General features: G+C 74.5%; 15 protein-coding genes. 7 read left to right on the top strand and 8 right to left on the bottom strand.

Annotated elements, in window-relative coordinates; translation table 11 throughout:
• Window positions 1-23 precede the first annotated feature (23 nt).
• From lnt to MID12_RS00815, 3 genes are all read right to left on the bottom strand, one after another.
• Window positions 24-1,634 carry an apolipoprotein N-acyltransferase gene (gene lnt / locus MID12_RS00805; protein ID WP_263164176.1) on the bottom strand — a complete coding sequence of 537 codons (1,611 nt, stop codon included), beginning with the start codon at window positions 1,632-1,634 and terminating at the stop codon, window positions 24-26.
• Window positions 1,635-1,732: 98 nt separating this feature from the next.
• Window positions 1,733-2,281 carry a hypothetical protein gene (locus MID12_RS00810; protein WP_263164177.1) on the bottom strand — a complete coding sequence of 183 codons (549 nt, stop codon included), beginning with the start codon at window positions 2,279-2,281 and terminating at the stop codon, window positions 1,733-1,735.
• Between the two features lie 201 nt (window positions 2,282-2,482).
• Entirely contained in the window at window positions 2,483-3,268 is a 786-nt protein-coding gene (locus MID12_RS00815; RefSeq protein WP_263164179.1) for a glutamate racemase, read from the bottom strand.
• Between the two features lie 57 nt (window positions 3,269-3,325).
• Here MID12_RS00815 and MID12_RS00820 point away from each other — a divergent pair, with 57 nt between their 5' ends.
• From MID12_RS00820 to MID12_RS00835, 4 genes are all read left to right on the top strand, one after another.
• Window positions 3,326-4,555: a glycosyltransferase gene (locus tag MID12_RS00820; protein ID WP_237282637.1), complete on the top strand. Its 1,230-nt coding sequence runs from the start codon at window positions 3,326-3,328 to the stop codon at window positions 4,553-4,555.
• Window positions 4,556-5,015: 460 nt separating this feature from the next.
• Window positions 5,016-5,471: a DUF6643 family protein gene (locus tag MID12_RS00825; RefSeq protein ID WP_040246094.1), complete on the top strand. Its 456-nt coding sequence runs from the start codon at window positions 5,016-5,018 to the stop codon at window positions 5,469-5,471.
• 367 nt (window positions 5,472-5,838) lie between these two features.
• On the top strand, window positions 5,839-6,444 hold the full coding sequence (locus tag MID12_RS00830; protein WP_263164183.1) for a hypothetical protein: 606 nt from the start codon (window positions 5,839-5,841) through the stop codon (window positions 6,442-6,444).
• Between the two features lie 111 nt (window positions 6,445-6,555).
• Entirely contained in the window at window positions 6,556-8,982 is a 2,427-nt protein-coding gene (locus MID12_RS00835; protein ID WP_263164185.1) for a right-handed parallel beta-helix repeat-containing protein, read from the top strand.
• On the opposite strand, the gene MID12_RS00840 is transcribed toward MID12_RS00835, so the two are convergent.
• Window positions 8,952-11,351: a hypothetical protein gene (locus MID12_RS00840; protein ID WP_040246097.1), complete on the bottom strand. Its 2,400-nt coding sequence runs from the start codon at window positions 11,349-11,351 to the stop codon at window positions 8,952-8,954. The genes MID12_RS00835 and MID12_RS00840 overlap by 31 nt on opposite strands.
• 255 nt (window positions 11,352-11,606) lie before the next feature.
• On the opposite strand from MID12_RS00840, the gene MID12_RS00845 reads away from it, so the two are divergent.
• On the top strand, window positions 11,607-12,452 hold the full coding sequence (locus tag MID12_RS00845) for a DeoR/GlpR family DNA-binding transcription regulator (RefSeq protein ID WP_040246098.1): 846 nt from the start codon (window positions 11,607-11,609) through the stop codon (window positions 12,450-12,452).
• Window positions 12,453-12,565: 113 nt separating this feature from the next.
• On the opposite strand, the gene MID12_RS00850 is transcribed toward MID12_RS00845, so the two are convergent.
• Window positions 12,566-13,765: a PLP-dependent cysteine synthase family protein gene (locus tag MID12_RS00850; protein ID WP_263164188.1), complete on the bottom strand. Its 1,200-nt coding sequence runs from the start codon at window positions 13,763-13,765 to the stop codon at window positions 12,566-12,568.
• Window positions 13,766-13,997: 232 nt separating this feature from the next.
• Here MID12_RS00850 and MID12_RS00855 point away from each other — a divergent pair, with 232 nt between their 5' ends.
• Both MID12_RS00855 and MID12_RS00860 read left to right on the top strand, forming a co-directional pair.
• Window positions 13,998-14,318: a hypothetical protein gene (locus MID12_RS00855; RefSeq protein WP_040246099.1), complete on the top strand. Its 321-nt coding sequence runs from the start codon at window positions 13,998-14,000 to the stop codon at window positions 14,316-14,318.
• Between the two features lie 196 nt (window positions 14,319-14,514).
• Window positions 14,515-15,030: an ATP-binding protein gene (locus MID12_RS00860; RefSeq protein ID WP_040246100.1), complete on the top strand. Its 516-nt coding sequence runs from the start codon at window positions 14,515-14,517 to the stop codon at window positions 15,028-15,030.
• A gap of 75 nt (window positions 15,031-15,105) precedes the next feature.
• Here MID12_RS00860 and MID12_RS00865 read toward each other — a convergent pair whose 3' ends face one another.
• Genes MID12_RS00865 through MID12_RS00875 form a run of 3 tightly spaced genes read right to left on the bottom strand, consistent with a single transcriptional unit; the run spans window position 15,106 to window position 18,721 of the window.
• Window positions 15,106-17,676: an ABC transporter permease gene (locus MID12_RS00865; RefSeq protein ID WP_263164192.1), complete on the bottom strand. Its 2,571-nt coding sequence runs from the start codon at window positions 17,674-17,676 to the stop codon at window positions 15,106-15,108.
• On the bottom strand, window positions 17,673-18,449 hold the full coding sequence (locus MID12_RS00870; RefSeq protein WP_263164193.1) for an ABC transporter ATP-binding protein: 777 nt from the start codon (window positions 18,447-18,449) through the stop codon (window positions 17,673-17,675). Before MID12_RS00870 ends, MID12_RS00865 begins: the two co-directional genes overlap by 4 nt.
• Window positions 18,446-18,721, bottom strand: a complete 276-nt coding sequence (locus MID12_RS00875; protein WP_263164194.1) for an SHOCT domain-containing protein — start codon at window positions 18,719-18,721, stop codon at window positions 18,446-18,448. Before MID12_RS00875 ends, MID12_RS00870 begins: the two co-directional genes overlap by 4 nt.
• Window positions 18,722-18,946 lie beyond the last annotated feature (225 nt).

The following is an 18,946-nucleotide window of genomic DNA, read 5'->3' on the forward strand; positions in this document are numbered from 1 at the left end:
CGACCCTAACCGGGGGCTCCGCCTCAGGCCGGACGTCCCCGGCGCGCGAACCGGCGCCGCGCCGCGGGGGCCAGCGCCCGGCCGAGCCCGCCCGCGCCGACCAGGACGAGCAGGCCCTCGGGGAGGGTGCCGAGCCGGGTGGCCGGGGTCCGGGAGGAGCGCAGCGGCACCTCCTCGACGAGCGACTCGGCGGTGAACATCTTCGTCTTCTCGACGATCCGCCCGTCCGGCATGATCACCGCGCTGACCCCGCTGGTGACCGGCACCGCGACGGTCCTGCTGTGCTCGACGGCCCGGATCCGGGACATCGCCAGCTGCTGGTAGGTCATCTCGCTGTGCCCGAAGGTGGCGTTGTTGCTCGGTACGGAGATCATCTGGGCCCCGTCCTCGACGGCGTCGCGCACCGCCCAGTCGAAGGCCGCCTCGTAGCAGGTGGCGAGACCGACCCGGGCGTTCGCCATCCGGAACACACCGGGCCGGCTCCCCCGGCTGAAGTCCTGGCGGACCATGTCCACATCGGAGCTGAAGACGCTGATCAGGGACCGCAGCGGGATGTACTCGCCGAAGGGCTGGACCTGCCGCTTGTTGTAGCGGTCGACCGGGCCCTTGCGCGGGTCCCACAGCACCTGCTGGTTGTAGAGCCTGTCCCCGTCCTCCACCACCGCGCCGATGGAGACGGGCGCCCCGACGGCCCGTACCGCGTCCTCGATGACCGCGCGGGCGTCGCCGTTGGTGAAGGGGTCGATGTCGGAGGAGTTCTCCGGCCACAGGACGAGGTCCACCTCGCCCGGGGAGATCCGGTCGGCGAGCCGCCGCGTCTCGCGGGCGTGGTAGTCGAGCACGGCCCGGCGCTGGGCGTTGAATTCCAGACCCGCGCGCGGCACATTGCCCTGGATGAGCGCCACCGTGGTGGTGCCGTCCTCCGCCTCGTCGCTGACCAGGGCGCGGGAGCCGAGGGCGGCGAGCAGCGGCAGCAGCAGGGCGCCGAGGGCGAGCGCGGCGAACGTCCGCCGCGGGGGGCGTCCGGCCCGCGCCGCCACCAGGAGCCGGACCGCCTCGTACAGGCCGAAGCCGGTGAGGACCACCGCGAAGCCGAGTACGGGCGTACCGCCGAGCGCGGCCAGCGGCAGGAAGACCCCGTCCGCCTGGCCGAAGGCGACCTTGCCCCAGGGGAAGCCGCCGAAGGGGGCCCGGGCGCGCGCGGCCTCGGTCAGGATCCACACGCCCGCGGACCACAGGGGCGCCCCCGGCAGCCGGGAGACCACCGCGATCCCGGCACCGGCCGCGCCGACGAAGAGGGCCTCGATCGCGGCGAGGGCGAGCCAGGGCACGGGGCCGACCTCGACGCCGGTCCACACCAGGAGGGGCAGCAGGAAGCCGAGCCCGAAGAGGTAGCCGAGCCCGAGACCGGCCCGGGCCCGGCGGCCGCGCAGGCACCAGGCCAGGGCGGCGAAGGCGGGCAGCGCCAGCCACCAGACCGTACGCGGCGGGAAACTCAGGTAGAGCAGGACACCGGCGAGGGCCGCGGTCAGCGGCCGGACCAGGCGGCGCAGCAGACGCACCCGGCGCGAGGCGGCGGCCGGGGGCGGATCGAGGCGTTCCGCGTCGTCTGCGGTGGTGGCGGTGGCGGTCACTCGGGGAGTCTACGGCGGTGCGGGGCGGTCGCGGAGCGGGCCCCTGTCCGGCCCCCCTGTCCGGCCTGGGGTCTGTCGTCCGATCCGGACGGGAGGCCCTAGGCGGCCGAACCGGCGGGCTCCGGGCGCAGCCGGTCGCGGATGATGCGGACGGCGGACTCGGCATCGTCGACGGTGATGGTGAAGATGTGCCCGTCGCCGAGCATGAGCATGACGCCCTCACCGCGCCGCACGATCACGGCGGTGCCCTTCTCGGGGCGCCAGCGGTAGCCCCAGCCGCCCCAGTGCCGGGGGGTGACAGTCGGGACGAAGTCGGCCGTGACGACCTGGTCGAGGGGGATCCGGCGGCGCGGCAGCCCGATGTGCCCGCAGCGGATCTCCAGGTGGTCGCGGTCCACCTTCACGGCGACGTGCACGAAGGCGAGCGTGCCGAAGAGGACGAGCAGCCCGGCGGCGATGCAGCCGACGACCGACATCACCAGGGGTGCGTTGCCCGAGTTCCATGCCGAGTCGACGGCCAGCTCGACGCCGAGGGCGATGCAGCCGCCGCCGATCAGGGCGAGCAGCCATTGGACACGGTTGGTGGCCCGGCCGTGCCAGGTCTCGTGCGGGTCGGCGGTCGCGCCCGCGTGGCGGTTCTCGCTCATGGACCCGAGCGTACGCACGATCCGCGCAGCTGGCAGTGGCGCAGGAAACACTGCGACGAAATCGGGACACAAGGCATAGATCGTTCTACGCGCGGAGCACCGGAGACCGCGCTGGTCGGCGGGGGTGCGAGGGGGCCGGGTACCGCCGCGGCGCCATCTCCGGCATGGGCATGAGGAAACAGCCCGCGCTGGCCGGGTCGCTCAGCGCGCGGCGCTCGCCGCGGTGAGCAGCCTGCCGTCCGCGTAGGCCTTCGCGGGCTCGGGGAGCCCGCCCTCGCGCCCGCTCAGGAGCACGGTGAGGCCGCCGGTGGGGGGCGCCTCCGGGGCGGGGTGCTCGCCGAGGCGCCGCAGGGCCTGGGCGGCGACGGCGCCCGCCGAGCCGTGCAGCACCAGCGGCGGGAGCCCGGGCTGCTGGAGGGCTGCGCGGATCCGCTCGGCGACCAGCTCGTAGTGGGTGCAGCCGAGGACGACGGTGGTCACCTCGGGCGGGGTGAGGGCCGCGGCGGCGGTGATCGCCCCGTCGATCGCCCGCTCGTCGGCGTGCTCGACGGCGTCCGCGAGGCCGGGGCAGGGCACCTCGGTGACCTCGGCGGAGCCCGCGAACCGCGCGATCAGGTCGCGCTGATAGGGGCTCCCGGTGGTGCCCGGCGTGGCCCAGATGGCGACCGGGCCGCCGCCCGCCGCGGCGGGCTTGATCGCCGGAACCGTGCCGACGACCGGCAGCCCCGGCTCGAAGCGGGAGCGCAGGACGGGCAGGCCGTGCACCGTGGCGGTGTTGCAGGCGACGATCAGGGCCCCGGGTCCGTACCCGACGGCGGCCTCCGCGGCGGCCAGCGCGCGCGCCGCGATGTCCTCGGGCGCGCGGGGCCCCCACGGCATGCCCGGCGGGTCGCAGGAGAGCAGGAGGTCGGCGTCCGGGCGCAGGCGGCGCACCGCGGCCGCGGCGGCGAGCAGTCCGATACCGGAGTCCACGAGCGCGATCTTCACCCGCTCACCCTAAGGGATCGGCCGCCGCACCCCGGGGCCGTGCGGCACACTGCCACGGTGAGCGCCCTCCTGTGGATCTGTGCTTTCTCGCTGCTCGCCTGGCTGTGGCTGCTGCTGTGCCAGGGCTACTTCTGGCGTACGGATGTCCGGCTGCCCCCCGGCGCCGAACCCGCGCGCTGGCCTTCCGTGGCGGTGGTGGTGCCGGCCCGCGACGAGGCGGCCGTGCTGCCCCGGAGCCTTCCCTCGCTGCTGGCCCAGGAGTATCCGGGTCCGGCGCGGATCTTCCTCGTCGACGACAACAGCACCGACGGCACCGGGGAGTTGGCCGCGGAGCTGGGGCGTGCGCCGGGCGCGCTCCCCCTGACGGTGCTCAGCGCGCCGGAGCCCGCGGCGGGCTGGACCGGGAAGCTGTGGGCGGTACGGCACGGGATCGAACGGGCGCGTGACACGGACCCCGCGTACCTGCTCCTGACCGACGCGGACATCGCGCACGAGCCCGACAGCCTGCGCGCGCTGGTGGCGGCGGCCGAGGGCGGCGGCTACGACCTGGTCTCGCTGATGGCGCGGCTGCGGGTGGACAGCGCCTGGGAGCGGCTGATCGTGCCCGCCTTCGTCTACTTCTTCGGGCAGCTCTACCCGTTCCGGTGGGTCAACCGCCGGGGCGGGCGCACCGCGGCGGCGGCCGGGGGCTGCGTGCTGCTGCGCACCGCGGCGGCGGAGCGGGCGCGGATCCCGGAGTCCATCCGGGGCGCCGTCATCGACGATGTCTCGCTGGCCCGGGAGGTGAAACGCGGCGGCGGGCACATCTGGCTGGGCCTCGCCGAGCGGGTGGACAGCGTCCGCCCCTATCCGCGCCTCGCCGACCTCTGGCGGATGGTGGCACGCAGTGCCTACGCCCAGCTGCGGCACCAGCCGCTGATCCTGCTCGGCACCGTGCTCGGCCTCGCCCTGGTCTATCTCGCCCCGCCCGCCGGGCTGTTGACAGGGCTGGTCCGCGGTGAGGGCGCCCTGGCGCTCACCGGCGGCGCGACCTGGCTGCTGATGGCGGGGAGTTACGCCCCGATGCTGCGCCACTACCGGCAGACGCTCTGGCTGGCGCCGCTGCTGCCCCTGGTGGCGGCGCTGTACCTGCTGATGACGGTGGACTCGGCGGTGCAGCACTACCGGGGACGCGGCGCCGCCTGGAAGGGCCGGACCTACCCGAAGCCCGCCGCCGGGCCCGCGGTCGACGGCAGCGCGCACACCTCGGACGAGCGGATCCCCCGGGCGGCTCCCGAACAGCCTTGAGCAGCAAGGGGATTCGCCCCCTTCGCCCGCTTTCGGTGCCGCGCACCCCGCACGGCCGGGCCCCGGCTTCCGGATCGCGGGGAGAGCCCTCGCCGGGGCCTTCCGCTTCCGCGAGCGGGAAGCGGGGCCCATTCCGTCCGCACGGCCGGTTTCGGGGCCGGAGGCTTTTCGCTCGCCCCGCGGATTTGTCATGTCCTCGGATGACTGGACGGCAGCCCGCGCACAGGGCTTTCACAGCGCGTCCGCGAACGCCGAAACCCGCGATCTTGCTGGGCCCTCGCCCCTGATCGCCCGCTACCGGCAACGCTCGGGGAACTTCACTTTTACGCGTTTCCTACACGCCGTAGCGACCGATTTTGCCGAGTTCGCTCGCATTGCGGATCGTCGGCCTCAGCAAGCGCTCAAAACAACCTTCTTATCGGTCTCCCCAACCAGCACATCGTGGGCTTAACTTATTGGCATGACCTCCCCCCGCTCCACATATGGCGGCGGTTACTACTCCGCGCCGTCCTTCCCGGACACTCCGATCTACGACTCCCTGGTCGCCGAGCGGGGCACACCCCAGATCGCTCCGATCCGGGTCCCCGCCGCGTACGAGAGCAGCAGTCATCTGCCCGCTCTCCCGTCGGCGCTTCCCGCGCTGCCCTCGGCGCCGCAGCAGCCGCAGTACGGCTATCCGCCGGCGCAGCACGCCGGGCTGCAGCAGGCCCCGGCGCCGTACATCCCGCAGCAGGTGCCGCCCCGCGGCTACCAGGCGCAGCAGGCCCCGCAGCGGCCGATGGCGACCGGCACGGGCTACGAGGCCATGCGCCCTGCGGCGCCTCGGCCCGCCGCCCCGCGCCCCGCGGCGCCGCGCCAGGCTCCCGGGCCGTACGAGGACCCGTACCAGAGACAGCAGCAGTACCGGGCGTACTGACGCCCGGGTCCGGGCCCGTGCGGCCCGGACCGCAGGACCGAGCAGGATGCCCCGCGCGGGGCCGGACGGATTTGCCGGGTGGGCCCGAGTCCCGACCCGGACGGGAGGAACCGGCCGTCCCCGCGCGGGGTTTCCTCGTGCCCTCGTGCGCGCGGCGCGCGCCGGTCCGTGCGCCCCCGCGTCCCTCTCCCACCCCGTGTCCCAGGGGCGGTCATTGGCCGATACCCGCCCGGGGAACCCTTCCGCAGGGCACACTCGTTGGGAGCGGTGATCCGTCGCGACCGGCAGCAGGGGGCTGCCGCCGCCTGCCGTCCCCCGGGCGTCAGGTGCTCAGGTCGCGGCTGAACGGACTGGAGGGGGTGGGTCGTTGCGGACGATCCGCGGACTGTGGCGCTGGCGGGGCAATCCACTCTGGCGCCGGACCGATCGCATCGAGGGCTGGGCCGCCCTCGCGACACTGCTCTGCGTCCTCCTGGGCGCACCGCTCGTCGGCGTGGTCAGCGGCACCCTGTGCCATCAGGCGCTGCTCGACGCGGCCCGCGAACAGCGCGCGCAGCGCAAGGCGATGACCGCCGTCGTGATCCGCCCGGTCCGCCCGGCTTCCTTCGACACCGACCCCGAAACCGCCCCGGTACGCGAGGGGTTGAGCCGCGCCGTCGCCAAGTGGACGGCGCCGGACGGGACTTCGCACACCGGCGCGGTCAAGACGTACTTGCGCACCCCGAGGACGGGCGACCGCTTCCGGATATGGACCGACAAGCAGGGCAGGCCGGTCACCCGCCCGATGAACCGGGCCGCGGCGGCCACCCACTCCGTGCTCGCCGGATTCGGCGGCGCCCTGGCCACCGCGGGGGCGGCCGAGGGCACCCGGCAGCTGGTCATGTGGCGTCTGGTGCGGCGCCGGCACGCGGAGTGGGACCGCGCCTGGGACAAAGCGGGGCCGGACTGGGGCAGGACGGGCACCGGCAGCTGAGCGAGCGGCCGCCGAGGTCAGCAACGCCCGCACCACGCGCTACGGTTGACCGGCCAACCCAGCGGCGGCAGGCACGATCCCGCGTACGACGAGGTGGGGACAGAACTACCCATGGCACAGGGCACGGTCCAGGTGACGCACACCGGCACTTCGCGGTGGCGGCGCCGCACGGGCGAGTACGCCTCGCTGTCGGCCGCCCTGGAGGCCGCCGCCGACGGAGACGTCCTCACCGTCGCCCCCGGCACCTATCGCGAGAATCTGGTCGTCCAGCGCGCGGTCACCCTGCGCGGCCCCGAGGGCGGCGCGGGCTCGGTGCGGATCGCGCCGGCCGAGGGGGTCCCGCTGACCGTGCGCGCCCCGGCGACCGTGCAGGGCCTCCAGGTCGAGGGCCAGGACGCCGCGGCGCCCGCCCTGCTCGTCGAGGAGAGCACCCCGGAGATCACCGACGTCCGGGTGGTCACCCGCTCCGCCGCCGGGATCGAGGTGCGCGGCGGCGCCCGCCCGACGGTCCGCCGCTGCACCGTGGACAATCCGGCGGGCGTCGGCATCGCCGTCCTGGAGGGCGCGGCGGGCCTCTTCGAGGAGTGCGAAGTCGTCGCCGCGGGGCAGTCCGGGATCGCGGTGCGCGGCGGCGCCCGTCCGCGCCTCGAGCGGTGCCGGGTCCACCACACCGCGGGGGCCGGGCTCTCGGTGACCGGCGAGCAGTCCGGCGTCGAGGCGGTGGGCTGCGAGATCTACGAGGTGCGCGGCTCGGGCGTGCAGGTCACCCAGCGGGCCGGCGCCCAGCTCACCGACTGCGATGTGCACCGCACCACCGCCGACGGCGTCACCCTCGACACCGACGCGGTGCTCACCCTCGCCGACAGCCGCATCCACGACATCCCCGAGAACGCCGTGGACCTGCGCTCCCGCTCGGTGCTCACCCTGACCCGCTCCACCGTCTCCCGCTTCGGCCGCAACGGCCTCTCCGTCTGGGACCCGGGCACCCGGGTGGACGCCCACGAGTGCGAGATCCACGAGAGCACCGGCGACTATCCGGCGGTCTGGATCAGCGACGGCGCCGCCGCCGTCCTCGACTCCTGCCGGGTGCACGACGTGCCCGACGCCCTCTTCGTCCTGGACCGCGGCTCCCGCGCGGACGTGGTCGACAGCGACCTCTCCCAGGTCCGCAACACCGCCGTCTCGGTGAGCGACGGCGCCACCGCCCAGCTCGACGACTGCCGGATCCGGGACGCGGCCACCGGCGCCTGGTTCCGCGACCACGGCAGCGGCGGCACCCTCTCCGGCTGCACCGTCGACGGCACCCAGACCGGGGTCATCGTCACCAAGGGCGCCGACCCCACGGTGGAGCGCTGCACCGTCTCCTCCCCCGCCGAGGCCGGTTTCTACGTCTCGGCGGACGGCCGGGGCACCTTCCGCTCCTGCCGCGTCTCGGGCAGCGCCGGCTACGGCTTCCATGTCATAGACGGCTGCCGGGCCACCCTGCACAAATGCCGTACGGAGCGCTGCGCGCGCGGCGGTTACGAGTTCGCGGAGGCCACCGGCGCGACGGCCGGTTCGGGTCCGCTGGTCACCGAGTGCACCAGCGACGAGAGCGCCGAGATACGGACACCGGCCGCGGAGACCGCCCCGCTGACCGCGGTGCAGTCGCCGGGGCTCCTCGGGGCGCTGCCCGCCCAGGCCCCGCCGCCCGCCGAGCCCGGTCAGCCGGGCCCGGAGCCGGAGGCCCGCCCCGCCAAGGACGTCCTCGGCGAACTCGACGCCCTGGTGGGCCTGGAGAGCGTCAAGCGGGAGGTGCGGGCGCTCACCGACATGATCGAGGTCGGCCGCCGCCGCAAGGAGGCCGGGCTCAAGGCCGCCTCGGTCCGCCGCCATCTCGTCTTCACCGGCTCCCCCGGCACCGGCAAGACCACGGTCGCGCGGCTGTACGGCGAGATCCTCGCCTCCCTCGGCGTCCTGGAGAAGGGGCACCTGGTCGAGGTCTCCCGGGTCGACCTGGTCGGCGAGCACATCGGCTCCACCGCCATCCGCACCCAGCAGGCCTTCGAACGCGCCCGCGGCGGTGTGCTGTTCATCGACGAGGCCTACGCCCTCTCCCCCGAGGACTCGGGCCGCGACTTCGGCCGGGAGGCCATCGACACCCTGGTCAAGCTGATGGAGGACGAGCGGGACGCGGTCGTGGTGATCGTCGCGGGCTACACCACCGAGATGGAGCGCTTCCTCACCGTCAACCCCGGTGTGGCCTCCCGGTTCTCCCGGGTCATCACCTTCGGCGACTACAGCCCCGAGGAACTCCTCAGCATCGTCGGGCAGCAGGCCGAGGAGCACGAGTACCGGCTCACCGAGGGCGCCACGGAGTCGGTGCTCAAGTACTTCGCGGCGATCCCCAAGGGCCCCGCCTTCGGCAACGGGCGCACCGCCCGCCAGACCTTCGAGGCGATGGTCGAGCGGCACGCGGGCCGGGTCGCCCAGCTCGCCGAGACGAGCACCGACGACCTCAGCCTGCTCTACCCGGAGGACGTGCCCGTACTGGTCTGAGTCCCCTCCTCCCCGGTGCCCGGCCGCGGTCCGGGGACGGCGGCGGGGCGCAGCCGGGCGAGCAGCAGTTCGCGCTCCTCGGCGAAGGCCGGGTCCGCCTGGTACTCGGAGTGGCCGAGGATCGGGGCGGGCAGCGGGAGCAGTTGCGTACGGCCGTAGGCGAGCGGGTCGCGCAGCGGGGGCCGGTCGACCTCGGGGCCCTCGCCCGCGTCCACCCGCACCGGGCCGCCGATGGGGTCGGTCTCCCGGTGGAGGTTGCGCCAGCAGTCGATGTCGCGGTGCAGGGCGTGCAGGGTGCGCGGTCCGAAGTGGGCGGGGAACCAGCGGCCGTAGAGGCGTTCCAGCGGGGAGCCGTAGGTGAGCAGGGCCACCCGGCGGCGGGCGGCGGGCGAGAGCTGCCAGGCCGCGGCGGCAGCGAGCACACTGCCCTGCGAGTGGCCGGAGATCACCAGGCGCCCGCCGGTGGTGCGGGTCCAGGTGGCCATCCGCCAGCTCAGGTCGGGCACCGCGCGCTCGGCGTAGCAGGGGGGCGCGAAGGGGTGCGCGGCGCGCGGCCAGAAGGTGCCGACGTCCCAGAGGATGCCGATGGTGCGGCGGGCCGAGGCGTCACGGTAGGCGCGCCGCCCCGAGGTCACCAGGAGGACGAAACCGAGTCCGATGAACCAGGAGCCGAGGGCCTGCGCCACCTGCGCGCCGCCGGAGACGAAGTCGGCCTCGCCGCGGGCCGCTTCGGCGGGCACCTCCCCGGTGGCCCAGGCACCGGCGAGCGCGGCGGCCCCGAGGAGCAGGGTGAAGCCCGCGGTGACCCCGACCAGGAGCGGCGCCTCGTCGGTGAGCCGGGCCCGGGCGCGGGTGCCCGCGATCCGGCGGGTGCGGATGATGTCGTGCGGCCCGTCCGGGTAGTCGCGGTGCACCTGGGGGATGCCCGCGCGGGTGCGCCTGGTGGTGCGTACCGCGAGGAAGGCGAAGAGCACGAGGAGGGCGAGGAGCAGTACGGGTATGCCGGAGGCCTGCCAGGTCAGCATGACCGGCGGGCCCGGGATCCAGGAGCCCTGGCCCGGGGTGCCGGCACCGTCCAGCCAGTCGCCGACCCGCTGGGCGACACCGCCGGACATGACCCCGCCGAGGGCGCAGGCGAGCATCGTGACCGCGGGGCCGCCCTGACCGCCGAGCGCGGTGCGCGACTCCGGCGCGCGCCGCTGGAGCACGTAGGCGACCACCCCGAGGACGACGACGAGCGCGCCCTGCACCAGGACCAGCGAGCCGAAGGTGAAGTCGCCGGGGAGGCGGCCCTCGGAGCGCCAACGGGGCCTGGACCAGGAGGCGTAGAGGAGGGAGAGGGCGAGCAGGGCGAGCGCCGCGGCGGGCAGCGCGCGCACCAGGCGCCCGTCGCGGCGGTCGTCGGCCCGGCGCTCGCTGCGGCCCCGGCGGCAGACCACCCAGAGCACCAGGGCGAAGCCGAGGGCGAGGGCGCCTTCCAGGACCCGGCCGAGGACGTCGAGGAGTACGGGTCCGCCGTCCCGCCGGTCGAAGCGGGCCGCCGAGGTGCCGACCGCGGCGGCGACGGTGAGCAGCCCGGCGGCGGTGTGCGCGGCGCGCAGCCGGGCGACCAGGCGCCTGCCGTACCAGAAGCCGGGTTCGGCGAGGGCGGTGGCGCTGGTCTCCTCCTTGGCCTCGGCGTCGGGCGGCAGCGGGAGCGCCGACTCGTAGGCGCTCCAGGTCCGGCGGGAGAGGAACCAGAGCAGCCCCATCAGCGCGGCCGGGGCCAGTGAGGCGAGGGCGAGCCGCCGCCCCGGCTGGGACCACCAGCCGCCGCCGGACAGCTCCGGGGAGACGAAGCCGAGCCAGGAGTGCTCGGCGGCGCAGGCCCGGGTGCCCGCGCACTGCCAGGCGGTCAGGTCGAGCGCGACCTCGCAGGCGGCCGCGGTCAGCAGCAGGGTCAGGGTCAGCCCGGCGAGGCGGACGAGCATGCCGTAGCCGCGGACGGCGCGGCTGCGGTGCCGGGAGCTGGGGCGCATCCAGTGCGCGAGGTTGACCACCATGAACGGCAGGAGCAGCAGCCACAGGGCGCGGGAGCCGTTGCCGGAGGTGAGGTTGGACCAGACGTAGGCCTCGGGGATCGGCCGCGGGCGCCCGCCCTCCTCAGCACCCTCGGGCGGGGCCTCGCCCGGCGGGCGGTCCTCGGCGTGCACGTCCTCGGGGCGGCGGTAGACGGCCGCCCGTTCGTCGCCGGTGATCCGCACGGTCCGCGGATCGTCGAGCATCTCGGCCGGTGTGGTGCCGCCGACTCCGTGCACCAGGAGTTCCAGGGCCGGTTCTTCGGCCGGGGCACTCGGGCCGGGCGGGGCGGCTTCTGTGGCACGGTCCACTGTGGCGTCGTCCCCCGTTACCGCGCGTGGTTGGCTGTGCGGGACACCAGGATCGCCGCTCCGGCACTCCTTGTGCACCCCTCGTCACGGAATCTCCCCGATCTTGTGTCCGGTCGACGGCGGCCGGGATCCGCCCCGGGGACGGGCGCCGCGGCCCCGTGCGAGGATGTGTCCCTGCTGGTGGGCCCGGTGGGCGGGGCCGCCTGCCGCCGGTGAGCCGCCGGATGCCGCCAGGACGAAGGGAAGCGCAGCCTCGTGAGCGAGAACCAGAACCTCCTCGCCGAACAGCGGCGCGCGCTCATCCTCGACGAGGTGCGCAGGCGCGGCGGCGCGCGGGTCAACGAACTCACGCGCAGGCTCGGGGTCTCCGACATGACGGTCCGCCGCGACCTGGACGCCCTCGCCCGCCAGGGCATGGTGGAGAAGGTGCACGGCGGCGCGGTGCCGGTCTTCGAGGCGAGCACCCACGAGCCGGGCTTCGAGGCCAAGTCGGGCCTGGAGCTGAGCGCCAAGGAGGACATCGCCCGCGCCGCGGCCGCCTTCGTCGCCCCGGGCACCGCGATCGCGCTCTCCGGCGGTACGACGACCTACGCGCTCGCGCACCATCTCCTGGACGTGGCGGACCTGACGGTGGTCACCAACTCGGTACGGGTGGCCGATGTCTTCCACAGCGCGCAGCAGGTCTCGGGGCTGCGCGCGGACTCGGCGACCGTGGTGCTGACCGGCGGGGTGCGCACCCCCTCCGACTCCCTGGTGGGGCCGGTGGCGGACCAGGCCATCGGCTCGCTCCACTTCGATGTGCTCTTCCTCGGCGTGCACGGCATATCGGCCGAGGCGGGCCTGTCCACCCCGAACCTCGCCGAGGCGGAGACCAACCGCCGCCTGGTGCAGTCGGCCCGGCGGGTGGTGGTGGTCGCCGACCACACCAAGTGGGGCACCGTGGGCCTGAGTTCCTTCGCCAAGCTCGACGAGGTGGACACCCTGGTCACGGACGCCGGACTGCCCGCGGCGACGCGCGCCGAGGTCTCCGAGCAGCTGCGCCTCGTGGTGGCGGGTGAGCCCGAGCCCACCGAACCCGCCGCGGCGACCGAGGGCGGCTGAGCGGGGGCCGACCGGCCCGCACCGCAAGGGTGTTGAGGCGGGACCGCACAACTCCCTTCAGGACGTACGGAGTTGCTGTCGCCCCCCGGTGCTCGGACTCGCGGGCCGCGCGGTCAGATGGCGGTCTCCTCGGGCCAACTGCCCGTGGCGAGGAAGGTGTTGAGCGCCGCGGCGTAGGGGCGGATGTCCAGGGCCTGGGCGGTGAGCCAGTCGTCGGAGTAGTACTTGTCGAGGTAGCGCTCCCCCGGGTCGCAGAGCAGGGTGATCACGCTGCCGGTGCGGCCCTGGCCGACCATCTCGGCCACGATCTTCAGGGCGCCCCACAGGCCGGTGCCGGTGGAGCCGCCCGCCTTGCGCCCGAGGGCGGCCTCCAGGGCGCGTACGGTGGCGATCGCGGCCGCGTCGGGGACCTTCATCATCCGGTCGATGGCCCCGGGCACGAAGCTCGGCTCCATCCGGGGCCGCCCGATGCCCTCGATCCGCGAACCGCTCTCGCAGACCGCCTCGGCGCTGTCGGTGGTCCAGCCCTCGAAGAAGCAGGAGTTCTCCGGGTCGGCGACGCAGATGCGGGTGTCGTACTGCATGTAGTGGACGTAGCGGGCGAGGGTCGCCGAGGTGCCGCCCGTACCGGCGGTGGCGACGATCCAGGCGGGCTCCGGGTAGCGTTCCCGCTCCAGCTGCCGGTAGATCGACTCGGCGATGTTGTTGTTGCCGCGCCAGTCCGTGGCGCGCTCGGCGTAGGTGAACTGGTCCATGTAGTGGCCCCCGGTACGCGCCGCGAGGGCGGCCGACTCCTCGTACATCGTGCGCGAGTCGTCGACGAAGTGGCACTGCCCGCCGTGGAATTCGATCAGGCGGCACTTCTCCGCGCTGGTCGTACGGGGCATCACCGCGATGAAGGGCACCCCGATGAGACCGGCGAAGTAGGCCTCGGACACCGCGGTGGAGCCACTGGAGGCCTCGATGACCGGGCGGTCGGGGCGGATCCAGCCGTTGCACAGCCCGTACAGGAACAGCGAGCGGGCGAGCCGGTGCTTGAGGCTGCCGGTGGGGTGGGTGGACTCGTCCTTGAGGTAGAGGTCGATGCCCCAGTGCTCGGGCAGCGGAAAGCGCAGCAGATGGGTGTCGGCGGAGCGGTTCGCGTCGGCCTGGACCTTGCGCACCGCCTCTTTCAGCCAGTCCCGGTACGCGGCGTCGCTGCGGTCGGCGTCGAGCGTCGGCAGGGCGGGGCCTGGACGGTCCTGTGCTGCACTGCGCACCACGGTGCTCCTCGGGCTCGGGCCGCCCGCCACCGGACGGCTGCTGCCGATCATAAGCAGCTCGGCTCCCGGCCCCCACCTGCATAAACATCCCTTTGGGAGAGTGAAAGACTTGGCTGGGGCAGGCCGGGGTAGATCTCTGCCGAGCGAGGACGCCAGCCCGCGGGGAGGGACTGGCGCTCGGGTCCGCCGAGGAGCACACTGCACGCAACGGGGTGCACTCCGGCGGAACCCCCACGCGCGCCGGCAGGTAACGGCAGTTCGGCCACGAAGGGCGGGAACCACCATGAAGGACGAGGAGTTCACGGCCAGAGGTGTGCGCATCGGCAAGGGGCTCAGGTCGCTGACCCGGGCCGGCCAGGTGCGGATCGCCGACGGCAGGCTGGAGTTGCTCACCAGCGCGGGGCGGGAGATCGACAGCGCGCCGGTGCAGGCGGTACGGGCCGGCAAGTCCTGGTTCGGGGCCGAGGACCGGGCCACCGCCGAGGTCAACGGCACCCGGTACTCGCTCACTCTGGGCGACGGTCAGGAACTCCCCGACCGCGCGCCGCGCACCGCACGCCGCTTCCTGGAGGCCGTCCGCAAGGCCCGCGGCAGCCGCTCCTGACCTGGTCGGAGCGGCTGCCTTCCGTTCGCGAGTTGCGAGTTCACACCTGCTGGGTCAGGCTTGTCTCACGTCACTGAGGGTTTACCGGCGATCACGCTGCGAACCAGCGCGCCGGTCTCGCAGCAGGCGGGCCGTGTGACGGCGGCCCACTTGCTGAACCCATCCTCTTCCGGACTCAATTCGGGGAGTCGCAGCCGTGATCAGCAAGCCGAGCAGGCACTGCACGGTGGAGCTCCAGGCCCTGCCGTCGCGAATCAGCCAGGTCCGCAGAATCTTTTCGGCGCAACTGCGCTACTGGCGTCTCGATCCGCTCATTGACCGAGTGGCACTCGGAGTCACCGAGTTGCTCACCAATGTGCATCGACACGTACGGACCGACAAGACATGCACCGTCCGCATCGAGCTGGAGCTCGACCGGCTGACGGTATCCGTCCACGACCGAGATCCGCACCTCCCCCTGGTGCACGAGGCGGAACCCGGAGCCACCGGGGGCCGGGGCCTCGCGCTGATCGCCGCGGTCAGCGAGAGCTGGGGAGTGCAACCCCTGGGCGACACGGGAAAGACGGTGTGGTTCACCCTGCCCACACCGCCTCGGGTGCCGCTCTTCGCCACCTGGCAGGTTCCCGGGGCGGCGACGACCGGGCCGTTCGCGGAGCTGGAACCCGTGGCCATGGCCCCGCACGCTCCCGCCCGGTCGGCCGTTGTCAGTTGACCGGGCGGTGAGAGACCGCAGGAACGCGGCGGGCCCGGTGGACGGATGTCCACCGGGCCCGCCGTGCCGCCTTCCTCACTCGGTGGCGATGGCCCCGAGGACGTTCAGGCGGGCCGCCCGCCGGGCCGGGCGCAGCCCCGCGAGGGCCCCGGCCGCGAGTCCGACCAGCGCCACCACGAGCAGTTGCGCGGGTGGCAGGGCGAAGGCGAAGGCGCTCTCGCTCGCCCCGTCCGAGGCCGCCACCAGGACCCAGCCGAGGAAGCCGCCGAGCCCGAGCCCGCCCGCCGTGCCGAAGGCCGCGACCAGGACCGACTCCCAGCGGACCATGGCCCGCAGCTGGGCCCGGGTCTGCCCGACGGCCCGCAGCAGCCCCAGCTCCCGGGTGCGCTCGTGGATCGCCAGGGTCAGCGTGTTGGCGATGCCGAGCAGCGCGATCAGTACGGCGAGGGCGAGCAGCGCGTAGACCAGGGTGAGCATCATGTCGATGCCGGCCGCGGAGGACTCGGCGTACTCGCCGCGGGTCTGCACCTCGGGGTTGCCGTAGCGCGCCGCGACCTTCTCGACCGCGGCGCTGCCGGCCGCCTGGCCCACCCCGTCCGCGAAGGTGACGGCGACCAGGGTGTCCGCGTCCTGTGCCCGGTGCGGGGCCCAGGCCTCGCGGGTGAGGACGTAGTCGCCGACCAGTTCGGAGCGGTCGTAGACGGCGCGGACGGTGAAGGTCTCCCGGCTGCCGTCGGTGAAGGCGAGCCGGGTGCGGGAGCCGGGTTCCAGTCCCGCCTTCTCGGCCTCGGGGGCGGCGAGGGCGATGCCGTCGGTGCCGAGGGCGCTCAGGTCGCCGCGGACCGTGCCCAGGTGGAAGGTGCGCTCCAGGGCCGCCGGGTCGGTGACGGTCAGGGCGCGGCCCCGGCCGTCCACCTCGGCCACCCCGCGGCCGAGGCCGACCGCCGTGGCGACCTCGGGCCGCTCGGCGAGGGCGGGCGCGAGGCGGGGGCTGAGTCCGCTGCCGCCCGCGCCGAAGGAGGGGGTGCTGACGGCGACGTCACCGGCGAAGGAGCGGTCCACCGTCTGGTTCATGGTCGCCTTCAGCGAGGCGCCGAAGACGGTGAAGAGCGAGACCACCGCGACCCCGATCATGAGCGCGCCCGCGGTGGCCGCGGTCCGCTTCGGGCTGCGCAGCGCGTTGCGCCGGGCGAGCCGTCCGGTGAGCCCGCGCAGCCGGTCCAGGGGCGCGCCGAGGGCCCGTACCGCGGTGGTGGCGGCCACCGGACCGAGGACCACGAAGGCGGCGAGCGCGAGGACCGCGCCGAGGCCCGCCAGCCACAGCGAGGGCGTGAGGAGCACCCCGGTGAGGGTGGCGGCCACCGCGGCGAGGCCGAGGGCGGCGCCGGTGCGGGCGCGGGCCCGGGAGGCGCCGGAGGTGTCCACGGCCGTCTCCCGCAGCGCGGCGAGCGGCGCGGTGCGCCCGGCCCGCAGGGCGGGCAGCAGCGCGGAGGCCAGGCAGACGAGGACGCCGACCGCGACCGGCAGCCACAGCGAGACTCCGCTGATCACCAACTCCCCCTCCGGGAAGGGGAATCCGATGGCCGGGAAGAGCGCCTGGAGCCCGGCCGCGATGCCGATGCCGCCGAGCAGGCCGGTGAGCGAGGCGGCCACCGCGACGGCGCCCGCCTCGGTCAGGGTGGCGGCGGTGACCTGCCGCCGGGAGGCGCCGAGCGCCCGCAGCAGCGCGTTCTCGCGGGAGCGCTGGGCGACGACGATGGCGAAGGTGTTGTGGATGGAGAAGGTGGCGACGAGCAGGGCGACGCCGGAGAAGACCAGCAGGAAGGTGGTGAAGAGCGTCAGGAACTGCCCGGAGATCATCTCGGTGTTCTCCTCGGCGGACTCCTGGCCGGTGATCGCCTCGACTCCCTCGGGCAGTACGGGAGTCAGCGCCTCGACCAGTTCCCGCTGACCGGTGCCGGGCCCGGCCCGCACCTGGATGCTCGCGGCCTCGCCGGGCCGCGGTGTCAGGTACTTATGCGCGTCGCCCAGGGTCATGCCGGTGTAGGTCACCTGGGCCATGCCGTCCTCGCCGCCGAAGCGGGCGAGGCCCACCAGGCGCACCTTCACCGGGTCGGGGGTGCGCAGCGTGGTGGTGTCGCCGATGCCGAGGCCGCCCCGCTTCGCGGCTCCCCGGTTGACGACGACCTCACCGGTCCTCGACGGGGCGCGTCCCTCGGCGAGTTGGTACGGATTGAGCGCGCGGTCGGCGATCCAGTTCCCGGCCAGGGTGGGCGGTCCCTGGCCGCCGATGGGCTTGCCGTTCTTCCCGACGAGCTGTCCGGCGCCCTCGATGCGCGGCACCGCCGCGGCGACCTCGGGCACCCGCTCGATCCGGGCGGCGAGCGAGGTCGGCACGGGGCTGCGCACGCCCTGGCTCTCGCCGGGCGTGGTGACGGTGTCGGCGCTGCGTACGACGGCGTCGGTGCCGCGGGTGGCGTCGCCGAACAGGCTGTCGAAACCGGCCCGCAGGGTGTCCCCCATGACCAGGGTGCCGGCCAGGAAGGAGACCCCGAGCAGTACGGCGAGGAAGGTGCCCGCGAAGCGGCGCTTGTGGGCCCGCAGCGAGGCGAGGCTGAGCCGCGCCGAGGCACGGGCGGCGCTCATGACGTCACCTTCTTCGCGGCCCGCGCGTCGAAGGCCTTCAGCCGGTCGAGCACGCGTTCCGCGCTCGGCGCGGGCATCCGGTCGACCAGCCGCCCGTCGGCGAGGAAGACGACCTCGTCGGCGTGGGCGGCGGCCACCGGGTCGTGGGTGACCATGACGACGGTGCGCCCCCGCTCGCGTACCGCCCGGCCGAGCAGTCCGAGGACCTCCTCGCCGGAGCGGGAGTCGAGGTTCCCGGTGGGCTCGTCGGCGAAGACGACCTCGGGGCGGCTCGCGAACGCCCGTGCCACGGCGACGCGTTGCTGCTGGCCGCCGGAGAGTTCGGCGGGCCGGTGGTGCAGCCGGTCGCGCAGGCCGACGATGTCGATCAGGGCGTCGATCCACTCGGCCGCCTCGCGGTCGGCGCGGGTGCCCGCGAGGTCCATGGGCAGGGTGATGTTCTCCGCGACGGTCAGCGTGGGCACCAGGTTGAAGGCCTGGAAGACGAAGCCGACGCGGTCGCGGCGCAGCAGGGTCAGCCGCCGGTCGTCGAGGGCGCCCAGTTCGGTGCCGCCGATGAAGGCGGCACCGGAGCTGAGGCTGTCGAGACCGGCCGCGCAGTGCAGCAGGGTGGACTTGCCGGAGCCCGAGGGGCCCATGATCGCGGTGAAGCGCCCGGCCGGGAAGTCGACGCTGACACCGTCCAGGGCCCGTACCTCGGTGTCCCCGCTGCCGTAGACCTTCACGGCGTCCACGACCCGGGCCGCGGTGCGGACGGCGGTCTCGGTGGTCATGCCGCTCCTGCCTTGCCGCCGCGGCCGAAGCGCTGGTCGAGGACGGTGAGCCGGCGCCCGTACTCCTCCTCGTCGATCTCGCCCGCGGCGAAGCGCCTGCCGAGCACCGCGAGCGGGGAGTTGTCCTCGCAGACGGGGTGCCAGGGTCCGCGGCGGCCGCGCCAGACGGTGCGGCGCAGGACGATCACGGCACCGACGATCACGGCGGCCCAGATCAGCGGGAAGAACAGGATCCAGGGACCGGGCCCCCCGTCGTACGCCAGGGTCAGCATCTCGGCTCATCTCCTTGTCTGCGGTTCGCCGGTCGCCCGGTGAGCCGGTGGATGGGGTGATGTTCCGAGAGTGGCCCCGGGGGGTGCCCCGGGTCGTCGTACCGGCAGCGGCAGTGCGCGTACCCCGGCGGGAGTAGCCGGGGCGGGCGCGGCTGCTTCCCGGGGGTGCGCGGAGCCGGGGCGGACGGCGACCGGCGGACGGTCGCCCGCCCGCCGGTTCCCCTA

The sequence above is a fragment of the Streptomyces sp. SCSIO ZS0520 genome, assembly GCF_025643355.1.
Taxonomy (GTDB): Bacteria; Actinomycetota; Actinomycetes; order Streptomycetales; family Streptomycetaceae; genus Streptomyces; species Streptomyces physcomitrii.

Coding starts and splice junctions, on each gene's coding strand:
- MID12_RS00810 (WP_263164177.1), bottom strand. CDS start 2,281: ATGAGCGAGAACCGCCACGCGGGCGCGACCGCCGACCCGCACGAGACC.
- MID12_RS00825 (WP_040246094.1), top strand. CDS start 5,016: ATGACCTCCCCCCGCTCCACATATGGCGGCGGTTACTACTCCGCGCCG.
- MID12_RS00835 (WP_263164185.1), top strand. CDS start 6,556: ATGGCACAGGGCACGGTCCAGGTGACGCACACCGGCACTTCGCGGTGG.
- MID12_RS00850 (WP_263164188.1), bottom strand. CDS start 13,765: ATGATCGGCAGCAGCCGTCCGGTGGCGGGCGGCCCGAGCCCGAGGAGC.
- MID12_RS00855 (WP_040246099.1), top strand. CDS start 13,998: ATGAAGGACGAGGAGTTCACGGCCAGAGGTGTGCGCATCGGCAAGGGG.
- MID12_RS00865 (WP_263164192.1), bottom strand. CDS start 17,676: ATGAGCGCCGCCCGTGCCTCGGCGCGGCTCAGCCTCGCCTCGCTGCGG.
- MID12_RS00870 (WP_263164193.1), bottom strand. CDS start 18,449: ATGACCACCGAGACCGCCGTCCGCACCGCGGCCCGGGTCGTGGACGCC.
- MID12_RS00875 (WP_263164194.1), bottom strand. CDS start 18,721: ATGCTGACCCTGGCGTACGACGGGGGGCCCGGTCCCTGGATCCTGTTC.